The sequence below is a fragment of the Rhodococcus sp. Leaf233 genome, assembly GCF_001426165.1.
In the GTDB taxonomy this organism is placed as follows: Bacteria; Actinomycetota; Actinomycetes; order Mycobacteriales; family Mycobacteriaceae; genus Rhodococcoides; species Rhodococcoides fascians.
Genome location: NZ_LMRO01000008.1, coordinates 207,134 through 230,370, shown reverse-complemented (window position 1 = coordinate 230,370; position 23,237 = coordinate 207,134). Strand labels below are relative to the sequence as shown.

General features: G+C 65.2%; 22 protein-coding genes. 2 read left to right on the top strand and 20 right to left on the bottom strand.

Features of this window, described 5'->3' with window-relative positions:
- Window positions 1–41 precede the first annotated feature (41 nt).
- From ASH04_RS08850 to ASH04_RS08840, 3 genes are read right to left on the bottom strand one after another with little or no spacing between them, the layout of a single operon-like run.
- Window positions 42–884: a transglutaminase family protein gene (locus ASH04_RS08850; protein WP_196248540.1), complete on the bottom strand. Its 843-nt coding sequence runs from the start codon at window positions 882–884 to the stop codon at window positions 42–44.
- Window positions 881–1,855: an alpha-E domain-containing protein gene (locus tag ASH04_RS08845; protein WP_032368183.1), complete on the bottom strand. Its 975-nt coding sequence runs from the start codon at window positions 1,853–1,855 to the stop codon at window positions 881–883. The genes ASH04_RS08850 and ASH04_RS08845 overlap by 4 nt, the downstream gene beginning before the upstream one ends.
- Window positions 1,856–3,415, bottom strand: coding sequence for a circularly permuted type 2 ATP-grasp protein (locus tag ASH04_RS08840; protein WP_235579986.1), 1,560 nt, complete (start codon window positions 3,413–3,415; stop codon window positions 1,856–1,858).
- 355 nt (window positions 3,416–3,770) lie between these two features.
- Here ASH04_RS08840 and rpsT point away from each other — a divergent pair, with 355 nt between their 5' ends.
- Window positions 3,771–4,031, top strand: coding sequence for a 30S ribosomal protein S20 (rpsT, locus tag ASH04_RS08835; protein ID WP_027497522.1), 261 nt, complete (start codon window positions 3,771–3,773; stop codon window positions 4,029–4,031).
- Window positions 4,032–4,106: 75 nt separating this feature from the next.
- On the opposite strand, the gene holA is transcribed toward rpsT, so the two are convergent.
- From holA to ASH04_RS08780, 11 genes are all read right to left on the bottom strand, one after another.
- Complete coding sequence (gene holA, locus ASH04_RS08830) at window positions 4,107–5,084, bottom strand: DNA polymerase III subunit delta (RefSeq protein WP_179273972.1); 978 nt, start codon at window positions 5,082–5,084, stop codon at window positions 4,107–4,109.
- Window positions 5,085–5,134: 50 nt separating this feature from the next.
- Window positions 5,135–6,721: a ComEC/Rec2 family competence protein gene (locus ASH04_RS08825; RefSeq protein ID WP_094694966.1), complete on the bottom strand. Its 1,587-nt coding sequence runs from the start codon at window positions 6,719–6,721 to the stop codon at window positions 5,135–5,137.
- Window positions 6,718–7,674 carry a ComEA family DNA-binding protein gene (locus tag ASH04_RS08820; RefSeq protein ID WP_082519204.1) on the bottom strand — a complete coding sequence of 319 codons (957 nt, stop codon included), beginning with the start codon at window positions 7,672–7,674 and terminating at the stop codon, window positions 6,718–6,720. The genes ASH04_RS08825 and ASH04_RS08820 overlap by 4 nt, the downstream gene beginning before the upstream one ends.
- Before the next feature lie 107 nt (window positions 7,675–7,781).
- Window positions 7,782–8,630, bottom strand: a complete 849-nt coding sequence (locus ASH04_RS08815) for a DegV family protein (protein WP_057473301.1) — start codon at window positions 8,628–8,630, stop codon at window positions 7,782–7,784.
- A complete protein-coding gene (gene octT / locus ASH04_RS08810) occupies window positions 8,627–9,379 on the bottom strand; it encodes a diglucosylglycerate octanoyltransferase (protein ID WP_048318610.1) in 753 nt (250 codons plus the stop codon). The genes ASH04_RS08815 and octT overlap by 4 nt, the downstream gene beginning before the upstream one ends.
- Complete coding sequence (locus tag ASH04_RS08805) at window positions 9,366–10,019, bottom strand: histidine phosphatase family protein (protein WP_032384542.1); 654 nt, start codon at window positions 10,017–10,019, stop codon at window positions 9,366–9,368. The genes octT and ASH04_RS08805 overlap by 14 nt, the downstream gene beginning before the upstream one ends.
- Window positions 10,016–10,405 carry a ribosome silencing factor gene (gene rsfS, locus ASH04_RS08800; RefSeq protein ID WP_027497529.1) on the bottom strand — a complete coding sequence of 130 codons (390 nt, stop codon included), beginning with the start codon at window positions 10,403–10,405 and terminating at the stop codon, window positions 10,016–10,018. The genes ASH04_RS08805 and rsfS overlap by 4 nt, the downstream gene beginning before the upstream one ends.
- The gene (nadD, locus tag ASH04_RS08795; RefSeq protein WP_027497530.1) at window positions 10,402–11,115 is read right to left on the bottom strand and encodes a nicotinate-nucleotide adenylyltransferase; all 714 of its coding nucleotides are present in this window, start codon (window positions 11,113–11,115) and stop codon (window positions 10,402–10,404) included. The genes rsfS and nadD overlap by 4 nt, the downstream gene beginning before the upstream one ends.
- Before the next feature lie 107 nt (window positions 11,116–11,222).
- Entirely contained in the window at window positions 11,223–12,638 is a 1,416-nt protein-coding gene (locus ASH04_RS08790; protein WP_032370229.1) for a vWA domain-containing protein, read from the bottom strand.
- 1 nt (window position 12,639) lies between these two features.
- On the bottom strand, window positions 12,640–13,521 hold the full coding sequence (locus ASH04_RS08785; protein ID WP_057473300.1) for an AAA family ATPase: 882 nt from the start codon (window positions 13,519–13,521) through the stop codon (window positions 12,640–12,642).
- A 51-nt stretch (window positions 13,522–13,572) separates the two neighbouring features.
- Complete coding sequence (locus ASH04_RS08780) at window positions 13,573–14,853, bottom strand: glutamate-5-semialdehyde dehydrogenase (RefSeq protein ID WP_057473299.1); 1,281 nt, start codon at window positions 14,851–14,853, stop codon at window positions 13,573–13,575.
- Between the two features lie 114 nt (window positions 14,854–14,967).
- On the opposite strand from ASH04_RS08780, the gene ASH04_RS08775 reads away from it, so the two are divergent.
- On the top strand, window positions 14,968–16,086 hold the full coding sequence (locus tag ASH04_RS08775; protein ID WP_057473462.1) for an NADH:flavin oxidoreductase/NADH oxidase: 1,119 nt from the start codon (window positions 14,968–14,970) through the stop codon (window positions 16,084–16,086).
- 20 nt (window positions 16,087–16,106) lie between these two features.
- Here ASH04_RS08775 and ASH04_RS08770 read toward each other — a convergent pair whose 3' ends face one another.
- From ASH04_RS08770 to ASH04_RS08745, 6 genes are all read right to left on the bottom strand, one after another.
- Complete coding sequence (locus ASH04_RS08770; protein WP_082519203.1) at window positions 16,107–17,063, bottom strand: D-2-hydroxyacid dehydrogenase; 957 nt, start codon at window positions 17,061–17,063, stop codon at window positions 16,107–16,109.
- Entirely contained in the window at window positions 17,063–18,493 is a 1,431-nt protein-coding gene (locus ASH04_RS08765; RefSeq protein ID WP_051365181.1) for an MFS transporter, read from the bottom strand. Before ASH04_RS08765 ends, ASH04_RS08770 begins: the two co-directional genes overlap by 1 nt.
- Window positions 18,494–18,603: 110 nt before the next feature.
- Window positions 18,604–19,800, bottom strand: a complete 1,197-nt coding sequence (locus ASH04_RS08760) for a M20 family metallopeptidase (protein WP_057473297.1) — start codon at window positions 19,798–19,800, stop codon at window positions 18,604–18,606.
- A complete protein-coding gene (locus ASH04_RS08755) occupies window positions 19,797–21,110 on the bottom strand; it encodes an aminotransferase-like domain-containing protein (protein WP_235579970.1) in 1,314 nt (437 codons plus the stop codon). Before ASH04_RS08755 ends, ASH04_RS08760 begins: the two co-directional genes overlap by 4 nt.
- A 3-nt stretch (window positions 21,111–21,113) precedes the next feature.
- Window positions 21,114–22,292 carry a M24 family metallopeptidase gene (locus ASH04_RS08750; RefSeq protein WP_057473460.1) on the bottom strand — a complete coding sequence of 393 codons (1,179 nt, stop codon included), beginning with the start codon at window positions 22,290–22,292 and terminating at the stop codon, window positions 21,114–21,116.
- Between the two features lie 221 nt (window positions 22,293–22,513).
- Window positions 22,514–23,227 carry a GntR family transcriptional regulator gene (locus tag ASH04_RS08745; RefSeq protein ID WP_230590991.1) on the bottom strand — a complete coding sequence of 238 codons (714 nt, stop codon included), beginning with the start codon at window positions 23,225–23,227 and terminating at the stop codon, window positions 22,514–22,516.
- Window positions 23,228–23,237: the final 10 nt, after the last annotated feature.

The following is a 23,237-nucleotide window of genomic DNA, read 5'->3' as shown; positions in this document are numbered from 1 at the left end:
CGCGTTTTGCGTATCCCTGGGTACGCAAAACGCGCACGACGCTAGGCCAGTCGCGTGATCTCCACGACCACGTCGAGAGCCGTTGAACCGCCGCCGGAGAAGATGCCCTTGAGCGGCGGGACGTCGGCGTAATCACGGCCGAGTCCGACCGACACGTGCTGCTCGTTGACGGCGATGGCGTTGGTCGGGTCGTAGCCCCACCACGCCCCGGTCCAGGCCTCGATCCAGGCGTGGCTCTGGCCTTCTACCGTCGCACCGATCGCGGCCTGTTTCTTCGGGTGCAGGTAGCCCGAGACGTACCGACTGGGGATGCCGACGCTGCGCAGCATCAGCAGCGTCAGGTGGGCGTAGTCCTGACACACACCCTTCTTCTCCGACCAGGCCTCCACCGCCGAGGTGTGCACACCGGTGGTACCGGGAACGTACGACATCTCCTGGTTGACCCAGTTGGAGATCTCGACGACCGATTCCTGCGGCGGCAGACCCTTCGACAGCTTTTTCGCGACCGACGCGAGTTGCCTGTTCTTCGGCACGTACTCGGTGTTGTCGAGCACCTCGTTGAAGCGGTCGGTGATCGGGTCGCTGGCCAGCTCCTCCCATGAGGCGTTCTCGTCGGGGTAGACGAAGGGGTCGGTCTCGACCACCGACGAACCGGTCACCTCGAGCTCGGTGTGCGGCGCGTGCAGGTCGAATGCCGTCACCGCCGTTCCCCAGTAGTCGGTGTACCGGTAGGAGCGGGTCACCGGGTTGGTCTCGACTCGGTTCAGAATGACGTTCTGCCGGTTGTCACTTCGCGGCGTCAGTCGAGCCTCGTTGTACGACGACGTCACCGGTGCGTCGTACTGATAGCCCGTGGTGTGCACGACACGCATACGCCAGCTCACAGTTCACCTTCCAATTGATCTTCGTATGTGCCGGACCCGGCATCGGTCCACGCCACCCACGGCGCGGCATGGAAGTACTGCTTCGAGATCGCCTCGCCGAGTTCGCGGCAGGTTTCCTGCAATGCCAGCAGCCGATCCTGCAGGTCCTCGAGAATTGCACCGGGACGCAGGAATTCGAGCTCACTTCGAGCGCGACCGAGTAGGCGCTGCGCCTCGGCGCGGGCACCGACGCGACTGTTCGGCTGATGATCGAGCTGGTCGAGAGACCGTTCCGCCTCGGTCAGTGCGTAGAACACCGAACGCGGAAAGAGTCTGTCCAACAACATGAATTCCAGTACTCGCTGGGCATCGAGCGCGCCGCGGTAGGTGCGCAGGTAGGTGTCGTGGGCACCGGCCGAGCGAAGCACAGTGACCCAAGCCGGCGACGACGGCCGGTCACCGGCTCGCGAGAGCAACAACCGAACGATCATGTCGATGCGCTCGACCGAGCGACCGAGCAGGAGAAAGCGGTAGCCGTCGTCGTGGCTGAGGGTGGAGTCCGCGAGACCGGCGAACATCGCGGCGCGCTCCTCGATGTAGCTGAAGAACTCGGCCGGGCCGGTGCGCTTGGACGCCCTGATGCGCTCGTTCAATCCGTTGTACGTGGTGTTCAAGCACTCCCACATCTCACTGGACGTGACTTCACGCGCACCTCGGGCGTTCTCGCGCGCACTCGACAGTGAGTCCACGATCGAACCCAATCCGTCGCGGCTGAAGGCGACGACCTCGGTAAGCGACCACACGTCGAGCGAGACGTCCGGCTCGTGCTGGAAACCGAGCACTCGCAACAACACTCGCGAAGTGTGGTCGGGATCGACTGTGGCGTCTTCGAGAAGTTGGTGGACGGTGACATCGAGAATGCGGGCCGTGTCATCCGCTCTCTCCACATACCGCCCGATCCAGTAGAGCGACTCTGCGTTGCGCGCGAGCATTTACTGTCCACCGCCGTTCGAGTCCGAGTTCGTTGCCTGCTGCTGTTGCTGCTGCTGCTGCTGCTGCTGATTCATTTGTTGGTCCATCGTCAGCTCCGGGCCTTGTTCGGCCATCGGTGACTCCGGCGGAACGCTGACGATCTCGTCGCCAGCAAGTTCCTGCTCCTCCTGAGAGGTCCGAGTGGCGAGCACCCAGGTGTCCTTGCTGCCACCGCCCTGGCTGGAGTTCACCACCAGGGACCCCTCCGGCAACGCCACTCGGGTCAGTCCGCCGGGCAACACCCAGACGTCGTCGCCGTCGTTGACCGCGAACGGCCGCAGGTCGACGTGGCGGGGTACCAAGCGATCGCCGATCTTCGTCGGCACCGTCGAGAGCTGTACGACGGGCTGGGCGATCCAGCCGCGCGGATCCGCGCGGACCTTCTTGCTGATGGTGGCGAGTTCCTTCGGCGAGGCGTCGGGTCCGAAGACGATGCCGTAGCCGCCAGAACCTTCCACCGGCTTGATCACCAGTTCGTCGATGCGGTCGAGGACTTCCTCGCACTCGTCGTCGAGCCAGCACCGGAACGTGTCGACGTTGGCCAGCAGCGGCTTTTCGCCCATGTAGTAGTCGATGATGGTGGGAACGTAGGTGTAGACGAGCTTGTCGTCGCCGACGCCGTTTCCGACGGCACTCGAGATGACGACGTTGCCTGCGCGGGCGGCGTTGACCAGACCTGCTACTCCCAGCACCGAGTCGGGACGGAACTGCATGGGGTCGAGATAGTCGTCGTCGATTCGTCGGTAGATGACATCGACCTGACGCTCACCCTCGGTGGTGCGCATGTAGACGATGTTGTCTCGGCAGAACAGGTCTCGACCTTCGACGAGCTCGACGCCCATCAGCCGAGCGAGCAGCGAGTGCTCGAAGTACGCCGAGTTCGCCACGCCCGGAGTGAGAACCACCACGGTCGGGTCGGCCTCGTTGAGGGCGGCCGATGCGCGCAGTGCCCGCAGCAGATGCGAGGCGTAGTCGCCGACGGCACGCACGCGGTGACTGGCGAACAGGTCCGGGAACACCCGGGCCATGGTCCGGCGGTTCTCCATGACGTAGGAGACGCCCGAGGGTGAGCGCAGGTTGTCTTCGAGGACACGGAACGTGCCCTGCGCGTCGCGCACGAGGTCGATTCCGGCAACGTGGATACGTACGCCGTTGGGCGGGGTGATGCCGACGGCCTCACGGTGGAAGTGCTCGCACGACGTGATCAGGCGTTTCGGAACGACGCCGTCCCGCAGGATTTCCTGGTCTCCGTAGATGTCGGCGAGAAACATCTCGAGAGCCTTGACGCGCTGCTTGATGCCGCGTTCGAGACGCGACCACTCCCCTGCTGCGATGACGCGGGGCACCTGATCGAGCGGGAACGGGCGTTCTTGGCCGGACAGCGAGAACGTGATGCCCTGGTCGACGAACGCGCGTCCGAGCGCATCCGATCTGGCGTCCAGGTCCACGGCGTTCGCCGGGGCGAGCGCCGTGTGGATTCCTTTGTACGGCGTTCGAGTACGACCGTCCGAGTCGAACATCTCGTCGAAGGCGAGGCTGTACTTTCCGACGTCGGAGTACCCCCCGAACACCCCGTCTGCATCGGGTTCGACACGATCCGCTGACTTCGTTCTGGTCGCTTTGGCCTTGGAGGCGGCATGCGTTGCCGATCGCGGACTCATCCTGGCAATGTTGCTACAGAGACAGGAGTTAGGCGCGGTAGAAGCGTTAAATTCTTGAAACGGCTGTGGAGGGCGACGCCGGATTGGGTTCTGCCGTCCTGTGCTGGTATTCTCGATCTTCGGCGCAGGGCTCAACGCTCAGCAGCAGACTTCGGGCATTCCAGCATGGATCGCCCTGACCGGAATACCGACGAAGACGACAAGGATTTTACGCGTGGCCAATATCAAGTCCCAGAAGAAGCGGATTCTCACCAACGAGCGTGCACGCCTGCGCAACCAGTCGGTGAAGTCCTCCCTTCGCACCGTCATCCGCTCGTTCCGCGAGGCACAGGCTGCGGGCGACAAGGACAAGGCTTCCGAGATTCTCCTCGATGCCGGCCGCAAGCTCGACAAGGCCGCCAGCAAGGGCGTCATCCATAAGAACCAGGCCGCCAACAAGAAGTCGGCACTGGCTCTCGCAGTCAACAAGCTCTGATCTCGTACTGAGCTCGATCGAGCCCGCTGCATCCGATGAGGACGCAGCGGGCTTTGTCGTGCGCCGGGCACCCCGCTAGCGGTCACCCAACGAGGCGACCTCGGCGACAGCTCGCTCCACCGCGTAGTCCGCGTCCGCTGCTTGGCCTTTGACGTCGGCGTTCAGCTGCGCCACCACGCGCAGGGCCTGCGCTATCGAGCGGCCGTTCCAGCCGCGCGCTTGGCCCTGCGCCTTCTTGATCTTCCAGGGCGGCATTCCCAGTTCGCCTGCCATCCGGAACGGGTCACCGCGACCGGCCGAGCCGACGAGCGCGATTGTGCGCACGGCATCGGCGAGCGCATCCGCGAGAAGAACGTGGGCCACTCCCCGGTGCATCGCCCACCGCAAGGCTTCGAGAGCGCCGGCTCGATCACCGATGACGGCCTTGTCCGCGACGTCGAATCCCGATACCTCCGCCTTGCCCGAGTAGTACCGACGCACGGCGGCCAGATCGACTTTGCCTCCGGTGTCGGAGACCAACTGTGAACACGCCGAGGCCAATTCGCGGAGTTCGTTACCGACGGACTCGACGACAGCCTCGATCACCTCGCCGCTGACGCGGACGTCCGCCGCGCGAAACTCGCCCCGGACAAAATCGATCCGCTCGGCCGGTTTGGTGAGCTTGACGCATTCGTGGACCTGAGCCCCGCATTTCTGGAGGGCACCGACCATCGCTTTGGCGCGGCCGCCGCCGGAATGCATGACCACCACGACGGCACCCTCGGGTGGATCGGTAGCCGCGTCGAGCACCAGAGCGACTGCATCCTTACCGGCCTCGGCCGCCGCCTCGAGTACGACGACACGGTCTTCGGCGAACAGAGACGGACTCAGCAGTTCGGCGAGCTCGGGAGCACTTGCGTCACCGGTCCGCAACCGGGTCACCGGGAGGTCCTCCCCCGGGATCGCCGCATTCGCACGCACCTGCGTCACGATCGCGGCCACCGCACGATCCATCAGTAGTTCCTCGTCGCCGAGTACCAGATGCAGAGGAGCCACACTCGAAGTCACGACCATGATCGTGCCATGCGCCGCCGACACCACGGACATCCGCTTCGGACCGTCACTCACCACACGACATGGGCCGTCCACAGCGCCAGAAGTGCAATCGCGAACGTGGCCGACACCCAGCGGAACAACGCCCATCGCAGCGCGCCCAGGAGCACGACAGTGCCGACGATCGCCGCCGCGATTCCACGGACACCCTCCGGAACGACGACCGATGCTGCCGGCACCGACGCGGCACGCTCGGCCACCGTGATCAACCACCACAACGGTGCCGACGCCAGCTGCGCCGTCACGTCGGCCAACGAGGTGCTGACCACAGCCAACACCGCAGTCACGATGCCCACCACGGTGATGGGAGCGACCACCGGCGAGACCAGTACGTTCGCAACCACACCCACCACGCTGAACGTTCCCGCCATTGCCGCGACGACGGGTGCCGTCACCACGTGGGCCGCCGCGGCGACCGCCACCACCTCCGCAGCTGCCCGGGGCCATCCTCGGGCCCGCAGCCAGTCCACCCAGATCGGTGCCACCAGCACCAGCCCCGCGGTGGCGAACACAGACAACACGAATCCGACGTCCACGGCGAGCCGCGGCCACCACCCGAGTAGTGCCAACACCGCGCCGCACAAGGCCGGGACCGCTTGCTTCCGTCTGCCGGTCACCAAGGCCAGCAAACCGATCGACCCCATCACCGCGGCGCGCAACACGCTGGGGGACGGTCGGGCCACGACGACGAAGGCGATCAGAACGACGAAGGCAATCGTGACGGTGGCGCGAGGCCCTATCCCTATGCCGCGCAACACCAACAGCACGGCACCGATCAGGATCGAGAAGTTCGCACCCGACACCGCCGTCAGATGCGTCAAGCCCGCGGCTCGGAAGTTCTCGACTACCTGCTCGTCCAATCGTGAGACATCGCCCACGACGAGGCCCGGCAGTAGACCTGCCCGGTCCGACGGGAGCGAATTCTGCGCCACGTCTGCCAGATTCGAGCGAAACGAGCCCGCCGCCGACGAGACCGGTCCGGGCTCACCTACTGCCACCGGCGGACCGGTCGTTCGGATGACGGCCACGGTCATATCGGACCTGGTGGGCACCCCGAGCCGGCCTCGGACCGTGATCTGCTGGCCCGGAAGTAGTGCCGACCATGTCGACTCCGGCGCCACGATCGATACCCGGCCGCCGACGTAGAGCGCCTCGCCGCCGACATCGACGCGGGTCATCTCCGCCTGCAACATCACCATCCGCGGCCCGGGCGCGGGTAGGCGTCGCGGGTCTTCTTCGAGATCGACCACTGCCGTGATCCATGCCCGATTCTGCGCGGCCGCAGCCACTGGATGCTCCGCCACTGAGCGCATCTGAAGCCAGATCGCACCGCCGAAACACAACGCCACGACGATCACCGCGGCCGCCCCGGACCACACGTGTCTCGCAGTGTCCGCTCGACCCGTCGAGATCCTTTGCAGCACAACGGCTCCCAGCACCACGATCGCGCACGTCACCACCGTGGCCGTCACCGCCGCGCTCGGACCGGCGAGAATACCGGTCGCAGTGATAGACCAGGATGCCGCCGCCGCCGGAATCAGGCGGATGTCGAAAGGAACTGGTTCCTCGGAGTCCGTCGACGACGGCACCCCGGTCACGAGACTCGGACCAGGTCGCGAATCTTGGTGAGCCGGCCCGGGCCGATACCGTCGACCTCGGCGAGCTGATCGACCGATACGAAGCGGCCGTTCGTGTCGCGCCAGCTCACGATCGACGTTGCCGTCACCGGTCCCACACCGGGCAGCGCGTCCAATTCTGCGACCGTGGCCGTATTGAGGTCCACTGCTCCGCCGGCGGCAGGGCCCGCCTGGTCCGTCGTCGAACCGGCAACTCCGCCCGGCCCTGCACCCTGACCCGATGTGGTGCCGCTGACCGGAGGGGCCGCCGGAGCCGGTACCAGCCCCACGACGATCTGATCGCCGTCCGACACCCGAGCTGCCATGTTCAGCGCCAACAGATCGGCACCCTCCACAGCCCCTCCCGCTGCGGCCAGGGCGTCGGCGATGCGCGAGCCCGGTTGCAGCCGAACGAGACCGGGATGCGCGACGAGTCCGACGACACTGACGACAAGTTCTGTTTCGGCAACCGGTGCCGTGCCGGCCGTTCTGTCCGGCGGCCGGCTCGACGATCCGGATTCGGACAACGCCGAGTCCGGCGCGCGGGCATCGGCGGCGTCGGTGGAGACCACCGCCAGTGGTGGTGCGGGCGCAGGCGTCGGCGCATCTCGAAACACCGCGAAGCCGGCGACGAGGACCACGAACAAACCCGCCGCCGCCAACGCCTTCACACCGGGTCGGCCGGGATCCATCCGCGCGAATCGCCACCGCTGCGGTAACAACGACGACCATGGTGATTCGGGACGCTGCGCGGCAGGAAGCAGCCACTCCGGATCGGGATGCACGACGCCGGCCTGCGGTTGCCCGATCGGCGGCTCGCCCTGGGGGTCATCGAATTCGTCGACTCGGCGCGGCTCGGCGCGCGCGGAATCACTCTGTCTCCGCACGGAATTCAATCGTGCCACCGTGTGTGCCCGATCGTCGTCGCCGCCCATGTCTCAGGACGCTAGCGCCCTCCGGACGGACCCGACCGGGGCGAACGGTGGTCGCGAACTGCCCTGTGCACAACCGAGAGTCTGTGGATGACGCGGCTCGATACGCCCTACCGATGACCAGGAGCGACGACTACGCCGACGGCACCGGGACCGACGTGTGCACCGAGCACCGCACCGAACGGCAGCACGTCGACGCTGGTCAGGTCCGGGATACGCGCCATCAGCATGGCTGAGACGTCCTCGGCTCGCTCGGCGCACTGCATATGATGCACAGCCACGACAACCCCGGATTGCGTACCGATGTCGGCTGCCGCGGCAGCCGCCGCGTCCACCAGCTTGCTCAGTGCTTTCGAGGAGGTTCGCGTCTTCTCGCGCAACACCAGCGCACCATCGCTGATGTGCAGCACCGGCTTCATCGCCAGGGCGGTACCGAGCAGGGCTGCGGCAGTGCCGATACGACCGCCGCGGCGCAGGTGATCCAATCGATCGACGACGATGAAACATCTCGACGAGGCAGACCTGCGAACAGCATCGTCGTAGACCTCGTCGAGTCCGGCTCCACCCGCTGCGGCATACGCTGCTGCCAGCGCCGGGTAGCCCAATCCCATTCCGGCAGAACCGGAATCGACCACCTTCACCAACGATCCGATCTGATCGGCGGCCTGCCGCGCAGCCTCCCAGGTGCTCGACAGGCCCCGGGAGATGTGCAGTGCGACGACGCCCGCCCCGCGACTGCGTTCGAGAGCTGCGGCATAGACCTCGGTCAGCTCGCCCGGAGACGCCCCCGCGGTCGTCACCGGCTTTCCGTCGGTCGATCGTTCGGGAATCTCGTCGATTCCCTCACGATGGTCGACGCCGTCCACCAACACATGCAGCGGTGCCACCGCGATACCGCACTCGGCGGCTACGGACGCGGGCAGGCAGGACGACGAGTCGGTGACGACGGCGACGGTCATGGGTGCCGGATCGCTGCCGCCGCTGCCACCGGTCGCAACACCGTCAGCATTGCGTCGGCCACGGCCACGTGTGCGTCCCACCCCCAGTGGATTCCGTCGGGGTTGGCGTTCTCGGACTCGATGTTCGGACGAACTGCCTCCGCGAGATCGACCATGGGAACACTATTTTCGTCGCTCCAGGCACGCAGCGCTCGTACCGCGGGCTCGCGCCCCGAATGCACCCGCCCGTAGGCGTCGCACCGATGCACCGACGGATAGGTACCGACGACGGGCAATTCCGGCCGCACGTAGGCCAATGCGGCGCGGGTCTGCTCGAGGTAGTCGACACTCAGTCGTGGCGGAAGCGCCACCGGCCAACCCAGATGTGACAGAACCGGCTGCACCGCTTGATAACCCGCGCGAACGACCCGCCGAAGTGCGGGCGGACGGATGTAGCGGATCTGCTCACGCAACGCGGTCGGTAGCGGCGACGGCAACGAGTCCATGCCGCCGATTCCGAGTACGACGGCACCGGCCCGCGGTATGACCGCCCACACTCGCGGATCCTGGGTCAGAGCCCACCACGCATCGCGGCTCGTCCAGCCGATGCGGGCTACCAGCTCGACATCCCAATCCAGCTCTGCAGCAACGATATTGGGCCACAGTCGAGGATCATCGACCGGCAGCCCGCCCTCGGGTCCGTAATAGCTCAGCGAGTCCGCCAGCACGAGCAGCACGGGGCGCGCGGCGGCCTCCTCAGAGGACGTCACTGGCCACCCGCGCCGAGGCGTTCCAGACGTCGAGCCGCCAGGACGGGTTGTCACCGGGTCCGTGCGCACCGAGCTGTACCCAGCTGGTGTTGGCGAGGCCGCCGAGCACCGGCCAGCGATCGGTCGGCAGTGCGAGCAACGCTGCGGTCAGGGCAGCGATCAACCCTCCGTGCGCCACGAGCACCAGTGGTCGCTGGTCGCCGTCGGCACCCCACTCGGGGACGCCGCCGAGGAGCTCACGCACCAGCGGCACGCTGCGGTTCGCAACGTCGATGCGACTTTCCCCACCGGGCGGGGCGACGGTTGCGTCGGCACGCCAGGCCGGACGCGCACCGGGGGCGATGTCGTCCACCTCGGTGTGGGTGAGTCCCTGCCAGTCGCCGAGATGCGTCTCCCGCAGCCGCTCGTCCGTGGACACCGCGACTCCAGCCGCATCCCCGAGAGCTTCCGCAGTGTCGAGAGCGCGCTTGAGATCGGACGAGACGATGCGGATGGGCGCGCGCACAGCCAGTTCGGCCGCAGCCGTCTTCGCCTGACTGCGGCCCAGCTCGGACAGATCGGTATCGAGCTGGCCCTGCATACGGTCGGTGGCGTTGTAGTCAGTCTGACCGTGGCGAAGCAGGATGAGCCGCCGGATCATTGCTCCGGTTCCGGTGCCGGATGCTGACCGAGGCCCGGAACCTCGATCGTCGGGCAGTCCTTCCACAGCCGCTCGAGCGCGTAGAAGTTGCGCTCCTCGTTGTGCTGGACGTGCACCACGATGTCGGAGTAGTCCAGCAGCGCCCAGCGGCCCTCTCTGGTGCCCTCGCGACGCACCGGCTTGTGTCCGGCCTCACGAAGCTGGTCCTCGATGTTCTCGACGATCGAGTTGACCTGACGCTCGTTGGGCGCGGAGGCGATCACGAAGCAATCGGTGATGTAGAGCTGGTCGGAGACGTCGAGGATCACCACGTCGCTGGCCAGTTTGTCGTCGGCCGCGAGCGCGGCGATACGCGCCATCTCGGCGGCTTCGGCTGTTGCAGTCACTTCGGTGTACTCCCACTCGTATGGCTCGGGTTCGCGGTCACTGCGCTGGTGACCGACCCGGCCGGTTGCTTCTTCTGTGGCGCCGGTTCCGACATGGTGACGGATCCGTCGAGGCGCTGCGCGCCCCGTGGTCGATAGAGGTTCCTCTTCGAGATGTATTGCACGACGCCGTCCGGGACGAGGTACCAGACCGGCCGATTTTCACCGGCACGACGTCGGCAGTCCGTCGACGATATCGCGAGTGCCGGGATTTCCATCAATGTGAGAGTGTCGGCGGGCAACGATCGTAGATGGTTGGCCAGATGATCGACGCCGAGCTCGAACCCCGGCCGCGTCACTCCGACGAACTTCGCGAGCTCGAAGAGCTCCTCCCAGTTCTGCCACGTCAGGATGGACTCGAGCGCATCGGCACCGGTGATGAAGTACAACTCGGCATCGGGGTGCTGCGCTCGAAGATCCCTCAGGGTGTCGACGGTGTAGGTCGACTTCTCCCGGTCGACGTCGACCCGGCTCACCGAGAACCGAGGATTCGACGCGGTGGCGATGACCGTCATCAAGTAGCGGTCCTCGGCCGGGCTGACCGACCGGCCCTCCTTCTGCCACGGGGTCCCGGTGGGAACGAAGATGACCTCGTCCAGACCGAACGTGGCCGCCACCTCGCTCGCAGCCACGAGGTGACCGTGGTGAATGGGGTCGAAAGTGCCGCCCATGACCCCCAACCGGAGAGTCGGCGTGGTGTTCGTGTCCTCACCGGGGCCGGATTCGTGCTGCACAACCGACGATTCTACGTCCGTGGCAGCGACGCCGGTTACACGCCTCATACCGGCAACAGTCGTGAGACCACCGTCGCGAGCTGTTGGGCCGACCGACACTCGTGCATCGCAATCACGTCCGCATACACCTTGGCCGCCGAATCACCGGATCCCCACTGAGATTTGGGCTCGGGGTTGAGCCAGTAGGCGTGCTTGGCCACCGAGACGATTCGGGCCAACGCCGGCAGCTTCGGTTCGCGATAGTTCGTCCGGGCATCGCCCAGAACGAGAACCGAACTGCGGCTGGTGATGACCTGCGCGTACTTCTCGTCGAACGTCGTCAGGGCATGCCCGTAATCCGAATGACCGTCGTAGGTCACGAGGTCCGCTTCCCGCACGATCCGGCTCATGGCTGCCCCGAGGTCTGCCCCGGAATCGAAGAACCGCGTCACCTCGTCGGTGGAGTCGACGAACGCAAAGATTCGCACCCGGGAGAACTGTTCACGAAGAGCGTGCACCAGCAGCAGGGTGAAGTTGCTGAATCCGGCCACCGACCCCGAGACATCGCACAGCACAACCAGTTCCGGCCGGGCACGACGCGGCTTACGCTCCACCAGATCGATGGGAATACCGCCGGTCGACATGGATTTGCGCAGCGTGCGTCGCAGATCGATGGAGCCGTGCCTGCTTCGACTGCGGCGCACCGCAAGTCGCGAGGCCAGCAACCGCGCCAGCGGTGCGACATTACGCCGCAATGCAACCATCTCCGCGTCCGAGGCACGCAGGAAATCGACTTCCTCCGCCAGTTTCGGCACGCCGTAGCTCGCTACCCGGTCGCGGCCCAGTTTCTCGGCCGACCGTCGCCTCGTCTCGCTCTCGACCATCTTGCGTAGGTCGGCAATGCGTTGCGCTGCAGTACGTTTGGCCACCTCCGACTCGTAGTCGTCGGTGGGCCGATCCGGCGCGTCGTCACTCCGGCCCAGCAGGCCGTCGAGGATCTTGCGAAGCAGCGTGTCGGGAGCAACATCACGCAACGCCTGATAGGCCGAGAACGACGGCCCGTTCGAAGACTTGTACTGACCGAGCTCTTCGACCATCTGGGCCGCCAGCATCTGGGTCAGTTCGGCAGCCTCCGCCGAGTCGTCCGAGAGCAGTTCGACGATCAGTTCACGCAACGCATCGATATCGACCTCGCCTGTCTCGGTGCGAGGCAGCGCGGTGTCGATCTGCCCCGAATCCCTGGTACCCGATGCCACCGGAAACCACAGGTCGAACAACGCGTCGAACACCCCGCGGTGCGTCGGACGTCGCAGCAGCGCGCAGGCCAGCCCCTCGCGGACCGCTTCTCGGTCCAACAGATCCAACACCGCCAGCACGCGTCCGGCATCGACGGTCTCCGACGGCCCCACCGAGATCCCACGCTTACGCAACGCCTCGACGAAACCGACGAGATGCCCGGGAATTCCGTGTGGGGCGAGCATGTCAGTTCAGCCGCAGTTCGGCGGCGGCGCGCACCTGATCCGACTGATGCTTGAGCACGACTCCGAGCGTCGACCGGACCGCGTCGTCGTCGAGGGTGTCCATGCCGAGGGCCAGGAGTGTGCGACCCCAGTCGATCGTCTCGGCCACCGACGGCAACTTCTTGAGCTGCATCCCTCGGAGCACGCGGACGGCCTTGATCATCTGCTCCGCGATCACCTCGGGCAGTTCGGGAACGCGGCTGGCCAGGATTCGACGCTCGAGGTCCGCGTCGGGGAAGTCGAGGTGCAGGAACAGGCAGCGGCGCTTGAGAGCTTCCGACAGTTCGCGCGTGGCATTGGACGTCAACACGACGAACGGGGTGCGCTCCGCCGTGATCGTGCCCAGCTCGGGAATGGTGATCGCGAAGTCGCTGAGCACCTCGAGCAGCAGGCCCTCGATCTCGACATCTGCTTTGTCGGTCTCGTCGATCAGGAGCACGGTCGGCTCGGTTCGGCGAATGGCCTGCAGCAACGGCCGAGCCAGCAGAAACTCCTCGGAGAACACGTCGAGCTTCGTCGAGTCCCAGTCGGCACTCGAGCCGGATTGGATACGCAGGATCTGTTTGGCGTGGTTCCACTCGTACAGAGCCCTCGCCTCGTCGACGCCCTCGTAGCACTGCAGTCGCACCAGTTCGGCTCCGGTCGACTGCGCGACCGCGCGCGCCAATTCGGTCTTGCCGACTCCGGCGGGACCCTCGATCAACAGCGGCTTGCCGAGGCGATCGGCGAGAAAGACCGATGTGGCCGTGGCCTTGTCGGCCAGATACCCCGTCTCGGCCAGACGGGCCTGAACATCGTTCACGCTCGCGAACAACGGTGGTGTCGTCGGTAGGGCACGGTCCACGTCACAACTCCTGGAAGATCGGGTCTGGCGGGTCGAGTGGCTGCAGGCCGGTCAGACGGGTCTGACGTGCCCGTCGCCCCACACCGTCCATTTGGTCGAGGTCAGCTCGGGCAGGCCCATGGGGCCGCGGGCGTGCAGCTTCTGGGTGGAGATGCCGATCTCGGCACCGAAGCCGAACTGCTCGCCGTCGGTGAACGCGGTGGAGGCGTTGACCATCACCGCAGCCGCGTCGACTCGTCGGGTGAATTCGCGCGCAGCACCGATGTCCGACGCGACGATCGCCTCGGTATGGCCGGTGCCGTATCGGTCGATGTGGTCGATTGCCTCGTCGAGGCCGTCGACCACCTTCAGCGCGATGTCGAGCGAGAGGTATTCCTGCGACCAATCGTCGTCGCCTGCAGGAACCAACCCCGGCAGATCACCGTGCACCGTGACGCTGTGCATCTGGAACGCCTGCAACAACCTCGGCACCATGGTCTCGGCGATCGCGGCATCGACCAGCACCGTTTCGGCGGCGTTGCACACGCTCACCCGGCGGGTCTTGGCGTTGAGCACGATCTTCTCGGCCGTCTCCGCGTCGGCAGAGGAATGCAGATAGACGTGGCAGTTACCCACCCCGGTCTCGATGGTGGGAACCGTGGCATCACGCACGACCGCGGCGATCAGACCCGCTCCCCCACGCGGGATCACGACATCCACCAGCCCGCGGGCCTGAATGAGGTGGGTGACCGTCGACCGATCAGCACTACCGAGCAGTTGTACGGCCGATTCCGGCAGCCCGTGGCTCGTGAGCGCACCCTGCAGCGCCTCGACCAGGGCTGCGTTCGACTGCGCCGCGGACGAGGACCCCCGCAGCAGCACTGCGTTCCCGGATTTGAACGCCAGACCGAACGCGTCGACGGTCACGTTGGGACGCGCCTCGTAGACCATGCCCACGACGCCCAGCGGAACCCGCATCTGCCTGATCTCGAGCCCGTTGGGAAGCGTCGATCCGCGGATGACCTCGCCGATCGGATCGGGTAGGCCCGCCACCTGCCGCAGCCCGGCGGCAATACCGTCGATGCGCGGTGCCGTCAGCCGCAGCCGATCGAGCAGACCCTCGTCCGTTCCCGCAGCGCGGGCGATCTCGATGTCGGCGGCGTTGGCTGCGAGCACCGGCTCCGCTGCGGCCAGCACGGCGTCGGCCGCGGCATGCAGCAGCGAATCCTTCTCCGCAGTGGTCAGCAACGCCTGTGCACGTGAAGCGACGCGGGCTCGGCGAGCAGCCGAGTGCACGTTCTCGCGCTCGTCGGCAGAGGACGGCACCGAAGCGGCCGAGACGGAAGCAGTCATGCACTACACACTAATAGGGCCGGGGAATGAAGCTGCATCTCCACGTCGTTGCAGCACAGCGTGGACATCGCCGACGTCACCGACGTCGAGACCGACAGACCGGAGGAACCACCTGTGAGTGCCCTGTTCGAGCCCCTGACATTGCGCGAGCTCACCTTTCCCAACCGGGTATGGATGGCACCGATGTGCCAGTACTCGGCCGACGAGACGGGCGAGAACGTCGGCGTCGCGGGCGACTGGCATCGCACCCACCTGGTGAGCCGCGCGATCGGCGGAGCCGGCCTGATCATCACCGAGGCCACAGCGGTCAGCCCCGAGGGCCGAATCAGCCCGTCTGACCTGGGCATCTGGAACGACACACAGGCCGACGCACTGGCCGAGATCGTCACCGAGATCTCGTCCTTCGGTACCGTCCCGGGCATCCAGCTGGCGCATGCGGGCCGGAAGGGCTCGACGGCGGCTCCCTGGCTCGGTGGCACATCACTGCCCGCCGAGGATCCCCGGAGCTGGGAAACCGTGGGCCCGAGCGCCGTACCGTTCGGTCGTTACGCGACACCACGGGAAGCGACAGCCGACGACATCGCAAAGATCGTCGACGATTTTCGTAACGCTGCGCAGCGCGCACTGAAGGCCGGGTTCCAGGTAGCCGAGATACACGGCGCGCACGGATACCTCCTGCACCAATTCCTCTCGCCAGCCAGCAACACCCGCACCGACGCCTACGGCGGCGACTTCGCGGGGCGGACTCGCCTGCTGATCGAGGTGGTCGACGCGGTCCGTGAGGTGTGGCCGGCCGAGCTTCCGGTGTTCGTCCGTCTGTCGGCAACGGACTGGCTCGACGAACCCGAGAAGTCCGATGCTGCAGCCGACTTGGAAGCTCCGAGTTGGACCTCTGATCAGACTGTCGCGCTGGCGCAGATACTCACCGAGCACGGCGTGGATCTCGTCGATACGTCCACCGGCGGGAACGTACGCGCCGAGATTCCGGTCGAACCCGGCTACCAGGTGCCGTTCGCACGGCGTATCCAGAACGAGACCACGATGCCGGCCGCAGCGGTGGGGATGATCACCGAACCGAAACAGGCCGAGGACATCGTTTCGCTCGGCGAGGCGACTGCGGTGCTCCTCGCCCGCGAGCTGCTGCGCGATCCGTACTGGCCACGGCGCGCGGCCCGCGAACTCGGAGTGGAGATGACACCGGCAGTGGCACCGCAGTACGAGCGGGCCTACTGACAGTCACATAACGAGACCGGTCACACCACGAAACCGAGCTTCTTGTCGACGACATTGCGCAGCTGTTCGCCGCGAAAGTATCGCTGCGCGTTGTCGACGAAGACGTCGGCGAGACGACTCTTCCACCCCGACGCGTCCCCGCTCATGTGCGGAGTGACGACCACGTTCTCGGCCGCCCACAGCGGATGGTCGGCCGGGAGCGGCTCGGTCTCGAAGACGTCGAGCGCAGCCCCGGCGAGGTGTCCGGAAGCGAGATTCGTGAGGAGTGCATCGGTGTCGAGTAGCTCGCCGCGACCGACGTTGATCACCCTCGATCCGGGCTTCATCGCGGCCAACACGGAATCGTCGACCAGGCCCCTCGTCTGTTCGGTCAGCGGGGCAACCAGAACCAGGTAGTCGGCCCGCCCTACCTCGTCCACCAGATCATCACTGGCGTACACGGTGCCGAAGTCTCCGTCGCCGCCTCGCGCTGTTCGACCCACACCGGAGACCGACATTCCCACAGCACTCAGCAGAGTCGCGATGGCACGACCGATTGCTCCGGTGCCCACGATCATCACGTGTGCACCGTCGATGCGTTCGGTCTCGCGGTGCTGCCAGGTCTTCGAATGCTGCAGTGTGCGCGAACGTTCGGAGTCCTTGGCGAACGCGAGGATCTGAGCCAGCACGAACTCCGCGATAGGTCGGTCGAACACTCCACGCGAATTGGTCACGACCACATCGGATTCCACCAGTTCGTCGAACAACAACGAGTCCACGCCGGCAGCGGCGATATGGATCCACTTCAGCGAACCACACCGCGGCCACGCGGATTCGACTGCGGGCGAGAAGAAATCCCACAGCAGCAGGGCATCGGCGCCGTCGACGGCCTCGGCGAGCGTGTCGGCGGTGGCATATCTGATGTCTGCGACCTTCGCGACGGAATCGAGTCCGTCGGGAAGGTCGCCGGCATGCAGAACGGCCAGAACCGGACGCACTACTTCGACTTGTATCCGACGAGCTCGACGCCGGACGCAGCGACCTCGTCGTCGTTGTCACCGGGGCACTGGGTGCCGCGCAACGACCGGCCGGCGGTTTCGGGCATCAACAGGATCGGAACGAACGCGATGGCAGCTGCGATCATCATGTACCAACCCGGGATCAGGTTGGAACCCGTTCGGTCGATCAGGAACGTCAGAATCAGCGGTGCCGTGCCACCGAAGAGCGCCGTCGAGACGTTGTATCCGATGGCGAACGCTCCGTAGCGCACCTGAGTGGGAAACAGTGCGGGCAGCGTCGACGACACGCAGGAGCACATGATGACCAGCAACACTCCGAGACCGAGCAGGCCGATGCTCTGGCCGATCAGTCCGGTGTTGATGATCAGCAGAAACAGCGGGACGCTGAACACGAAGTACCCCACGCAGGCGACCAGCAGCAACGGCTTTCGACCCACCCGGTCGGACAGAGCGCCGATGGGGTTGATGATCAACATCATGATGATCATGATGGCCACGAGGGTGAAGTTCGACTGAGTCGTGCTGTGCCCCAACGTGTCGCTGAGGTACGAGGGCAAGAACGTGAGCACCGTGTAGTACGCGATGTTGAGCAGCAGCACGAATCCCATCAGAATCAGGATTCGCTGCCAGTACGTCAGGGTGGCCTTGAGGGAGGTGACTGCTCCACCTGCACCTTCTTCGACCGTGCCGCCGTCTTCCTTGGCCTCGGCGAACACAGGAGAATCCTCGAGCCGGGTCCGCAGCCACAACGCGACGATGCCCAGCGGGAGCGTCACCAGGAACGGAATTCGCCAGCCCCAGGCCTCCATGGTCTCGTCTCCGAGCCCGACGTTGAGCAGGGTGCACAGGGTGGCACCGCCCACCGTGCCTGCGAGGGTGCCGAATTCGAGGAACGACCCGAAGAATCCGCGGCGCTTGTCGGGCGCGTACTCGGCCATGAACACTGCTGCGCCGCCGTACTCACCGCCGGTGGAGAAGCCCTGCACCAGTCGGCAGACGAGCAACAGCAACGGCGCTGCGATACCGATGGTGTCGAACGTCGGCAGCACACCGATCGCCGCCGTGGCCAACGTCATCATCGAGACGGTCAGGACGAGGACCTTCTGACGACCGATGCGGTCGCCGAGCGGGCCGAGCACGATGCCGCCGATGGGGCGAATGATGAACGACGCGGCCAGCACGGCGAACGTGGAGAGCAGGCTCGCTCCACCGTCGTCCGACGGAAAGAAGTTGGCGGCGATGTAAACGGCGAGGTAGCCGTACACCGCGTAGTCGAACCACTCCACGGCGTTGCCCAGTGCGGACCCGCCGATCGCGCGATGCAGAATTTTCGTTTCGTTCGCGCTGAGTGTGTCGGTACTCGGCGGATACCCGGTCGGCGAAGCTGCCGACCCTGAAGTTTCGGTCACGGTCCAATACCTCTCGCTTTATGACAACGTGGAGCGTCGGTTTGGTACTTCGCAGCGTCCGACTTTACGTCGACGCCGGGCGCACGTCTCGAACAACCCCCTCTTGAAAACTAAAGACCAGGTGGCGCAGCGATTCTGGTGGCGATCAACGCGTACGCCTTTGCGCTGTCGGTCAATTGCTGCACGGCGACGGACTCGTCCGGCCGGTGCGCCTGGTTTTCGATCTCCCCGGGACCGAGCACGACGGTGCGGATACCCATCTGCTGTGCCACGAAACCACCATCGCACGAAGCCGTCCAGATGTCAGTGAAACCGGCAGATCCGATGTCGCGAACCGATTGCATTGCAGTGGTGACCAATCCGTCATCCGCAGCGGTCAGAAAGCCCGGCATTTCCATCGACACCTCGAGTTGCACCTGGATTCCCGAACCAGTGATACCTGCCGCGTCGATCCGCGAACGCAGGTCGTCCACCACCTCCGCGGCGCTCTCACCGGGTAGCAGCCGACGGTCGACCGTGAGCACGCACCGGTCGGCAACCATCGACGTACCGGTGCCTCCTGTCACGGTGCCCACGTTCCAGGTAGCGGGACCGAGTTCGGCGTGTGGATCCTCGTCCAATTCGATCTGCCAGTCCTCGATGACGGCGACGATGCGGGCGGCAGCGGATATCGCATTGGCACCGTTTCGCGGACGACCTGCATGAGCCGAACGCCCGCGCACGTCGATCTCGATATTCGCGGCTCCTCGGCAACCGACGATGGTCACCAGGTCCGTCGGCTCGGCCACCACGCAACACTGGAAACGACGGGGTCCCGGGTCGGCCACGAATGCTCGAATACCCAAGCCCGTGTCTTCCTCGTCCACCAGACACGCCAACGTCATCGGGAAGCGATCTGCAAGACCGGCACGGTTCACCGCATCCATAGCGGCCACCACTGCGGCCACTCCCCCCTTCATGTCGCATGCTCCCCGCCCGACCATGCGCCCCTCTCGCACGACCGCGGTGAACGGATCCGTGGTCCAGCCGGTGCCCGCCGGAACGACGTCGGAGTGGCCGACGAACAGGACCCCGGGGGTGTCATCGGGTCCGATCGAGGCGATCACGTTCGGTCTGCCGGGAGCGACCTCGATCGTGCGAACGTCGAATCCCAGTGCGCGACATCGCTCCGCGAGTACTTTCGCGCACTTTTCTTCGGTGTCGCCCGGATTTTCACCGCCCGCCTCGATCAACGCGGCTGTGAGAGAAACGATCTCGTTCTCGTCGACGGCGTCGAGCAGAGACTGCTGGGCACTCGGAACGGTCATCGCGTGGGGTCGGAGGCGAGCAGATGCTTCGATTTTTCCACCGCGACGGCCAACCGCCTGATGCCTTCCTCGATGCGCTCGGGTGTCGACGAGGCGAAGCACAGCCGTAGCGAATCGTGAAACTTGCCGCCCACCGACAACGCCGGTCCGGGAATGTAGGCAACTCCCTCGGCCAGTGCGGTTTCGAACAGATCCTGCGTCGAGAAATCGTGGTCGTTTCCGCGCAACGTCGCCCACAGAAAGAAGCCCCCGTCGGGATCCGTGGTGGACATCGCGTCACCGAAGTGTGTCGCAATACTGTTCTGCATCGCCGTCTTTCGCGGTAGGTACACCGCAGCCAGCGACCGCAGGTGCTCCTCGAGCAGCCCGCGCCGGATGTACTCGGCCACCATCCTCTGGGCCGGAAGATTCGTACAGGTGTCCATTGCCTGCTTGGCGTTGACGATCAACCGACGCGCTTCGGGGGCCGCGTCCACCCACCCCACGCGCAGACCGGGAGCGATCATCTTCGAGAAAGTCCGCACCGAGAAGATCAGCGGATCGTTCGGACTCAGCGCCCCGAAACTCGGGATCGGGTCCCCCGAGAAACGCAGCAGGCCATAAGGATCGTCGTCGAGAATCACCGAGCCCCATCGGTGTGCCAACTCGATCAACAACAGTCGACGCTCGAGCGAGAGCGTGACCCCGGACGGATTCTGAAAGTTGGGAATCACGTAGATCATCTTCGGTAGACGCCCGGCTCGCTCGACGAGTTCGGGTAACGCCTCGACGATGAGACCGCCACTGTCCATCGGTGCCTCGAGAATATCGCCGCCGTAGCTCAGCACGGTGGCAGTTCCGTTGGTGTACGTGGGACTTTCGACGATGACCAGATCACCGGGATCGACGAACAGCTTGCAGGCGATGTCGAGACCCTGCATGCCGCCCGAGGTGATGACGACCCGATCCTCGGACGTGGGTTCGCCTACGGACTCGAGATACGCCAACAACGCGTCGAGCAGACCCGGATCACCCTCGGTGGCACCGTAATCGAAGGCGTCCGCTGTGAGCACACTGCCGGCGATCTCGGTGAACGCGGCAGCCGGAACCGTCTCGGCTGCAGGAGATCCCATCGCGAACCTGACGATGTCGTGTTTCTGGGCGGCGAGAAGCGACGTAGACGAGTCGATCACCGATCCCACCAGTTGGTCGGTGCGCAGGGCCCAGGGAATGGCAGGAGTGGAGCCTGCGGAACGACCCGAAATAGCAGGAGTGGAGCCTGCGGAACGACCCGAAATTGCAGGAGTGGAGCCTGCGGTGGAGGTGGTCATGTCTCACTCCTTCGTCAGTAGTTCTCGGGGGTATGCGGTGAATGTTTCGACGCCGGTGTCGGTGACTCGGACTGCTTCGGACACCTCGTATCCGTAGTCGTCCATCCACATTCCGCCGATGATGTGAAAGGTCATGTTCTCGGCCAGGACGGTCTCGTCGTCGGTGCGTAGGCTCACCGTGCGCTCGCCCCAGTCGGGGGCGTACGCAACGCCGATCGAATAGCCGATGCGCGACGGCTTGTGGAGGCCGTGCTTGGCCAGGCTGGTGTTCCATACCTGAGCCAGCTCGGTTGCGGTGACCCCGGGGCGGACCGTTGCCAGTACCTCGTTCAGCGCTTCACCGGTGGATTCCGCGAGGTATTTCAGACGCGGACTCGGCTTGCCGAGCACGATCGTGCGGGCCATCGGAATGTGGTACCGCCGGAACACGCCGGCCAGTTCGACGACGGTGGTCTCGCCGCGGACGAACCGTTGATCCGACCACGTCAGGTGCGGAGTGTCCGCTCCTGCCCCGGTCGGCAGCATCGGCACGATGGCTGGGTGATCGCCGCCGAAGTCGGCTGTGCCGCGTACCTGTGCGTTCATGATGGCGGCAGCGGCATCGCACTGCCGTTCTCCTACCGAAATCGCGTGGTGCGCAGCAGACATCGCGGCCTCGCACACCGTCGCCGCACCGCGCATCAACGCGATCTCGGCCGGCGACTTGACCACGCGGATCCAATTGACCAACTCGTAGGAGTCGGTGAATCGGTACTCGGGTAGCGATTTGACGAGCGCCTCGAAGGCCTTGGGGCTGAAGTAGTACGAGTCCATCTCCAGTCCCACTTGACCGTGCTCGAAGTTGTTGACCAACCCCAACTCTCGTAGCTTGGCGGCTACCCAGACGAACGGGTGGGTGTCTCTGCGCTGAACGAACGTCTCCGGGTATCCGAAGGTGTGGTCCTGCGGCAACCACGATGTACGGAACGCACCGTTGGCATCCATCTCGCGAGCGAAGAAGTACAGCTCGCCGTCCAGCGGCACGTACAGCATCTGCGGGGTATAGAACGAGAGTGCGTTGTAGCCCAGCAGATAGTAGAGATTCGCGGGGTCGGTGACGATCAGCGCAGTCAGGTTCTGCGACGCCATGCGCCGACGGACGGCTGCGAGCCGGTCGGCGTATTCCTCGTCGGTGAACGTGATGGGCGTGCTGTTCGGTACGTCCGGGTAGCGGGCCAGGCCGGGAGCAGCCCGTCCTGGAGTCTGCACGGGTCCGATTGCGGTGACGTAGGCATCGTCGGATGAGGCGTTCACGGGCACCCCCTTCGGGAGGTCTTTTAGTAGATTGTTGACAATCAGGCTATCCGCCGGTGCCGGCGGGGAGCAAGGGCTGCCGTGTTAAAGCTGTGTTGCGCCCGAAGGCTCTACCCGGGTGATGCGAGTACGGATTGCTCGGAGTGTTCGTCGACCATGGCTCGCGTCAGATCGTGCACGGCAGTGTCCATGTGTTCGTGGACGCCCTTCTCGAGCGCATCCCAATCCGATCCCAGCAGCAGATCGACGATCAGCTGATGTTCCTCGACCAGAGCCTCGGGACGGTAGTAAGCAGTTTCGAGATTTGCCATGCAAATGCGTGCCTCGGCCGCCAGCGTGGCGTACATACGCGACATCCGACTGTTCCTCGTGGCCGCTACCAGGGCAGTGTGAAAGGCAAGGTCGCGTTCGGCGAGGCCACGCCAATCCGCCCGATCGATGAACGGCTGCATCTGCATCACGATGGCCGAGAGTTCGTCGGCGGTCTTGATCAGCTGCGCACGATCGCCATGTACCAGAGTCCATGCCGCACCGACCTCGATCGCTGCGCGAGACTGGTAGATCTCCGCGACGTCGCCGCTGCTGAGCTCGACGACGAACACACCGCGGTTGCGGTAGCTGACGAGCAGTCCCTCCTGATTCAGACGCTGCAACGCCTCTCGCACGGGGCCACGTGAAATCTCCAGCTCCGCCGCGACATTCGCCTCGTTGATCTGTTCTCCGGGCGCGTAGGACCCGTCGATGATGCGATCGCGAATCTGATCCGCGATCACCATCGACGTGTTGCGTGCGTCGATCGGTGTCAGGCGTCTCGAACCGGGCATGATCAGAACC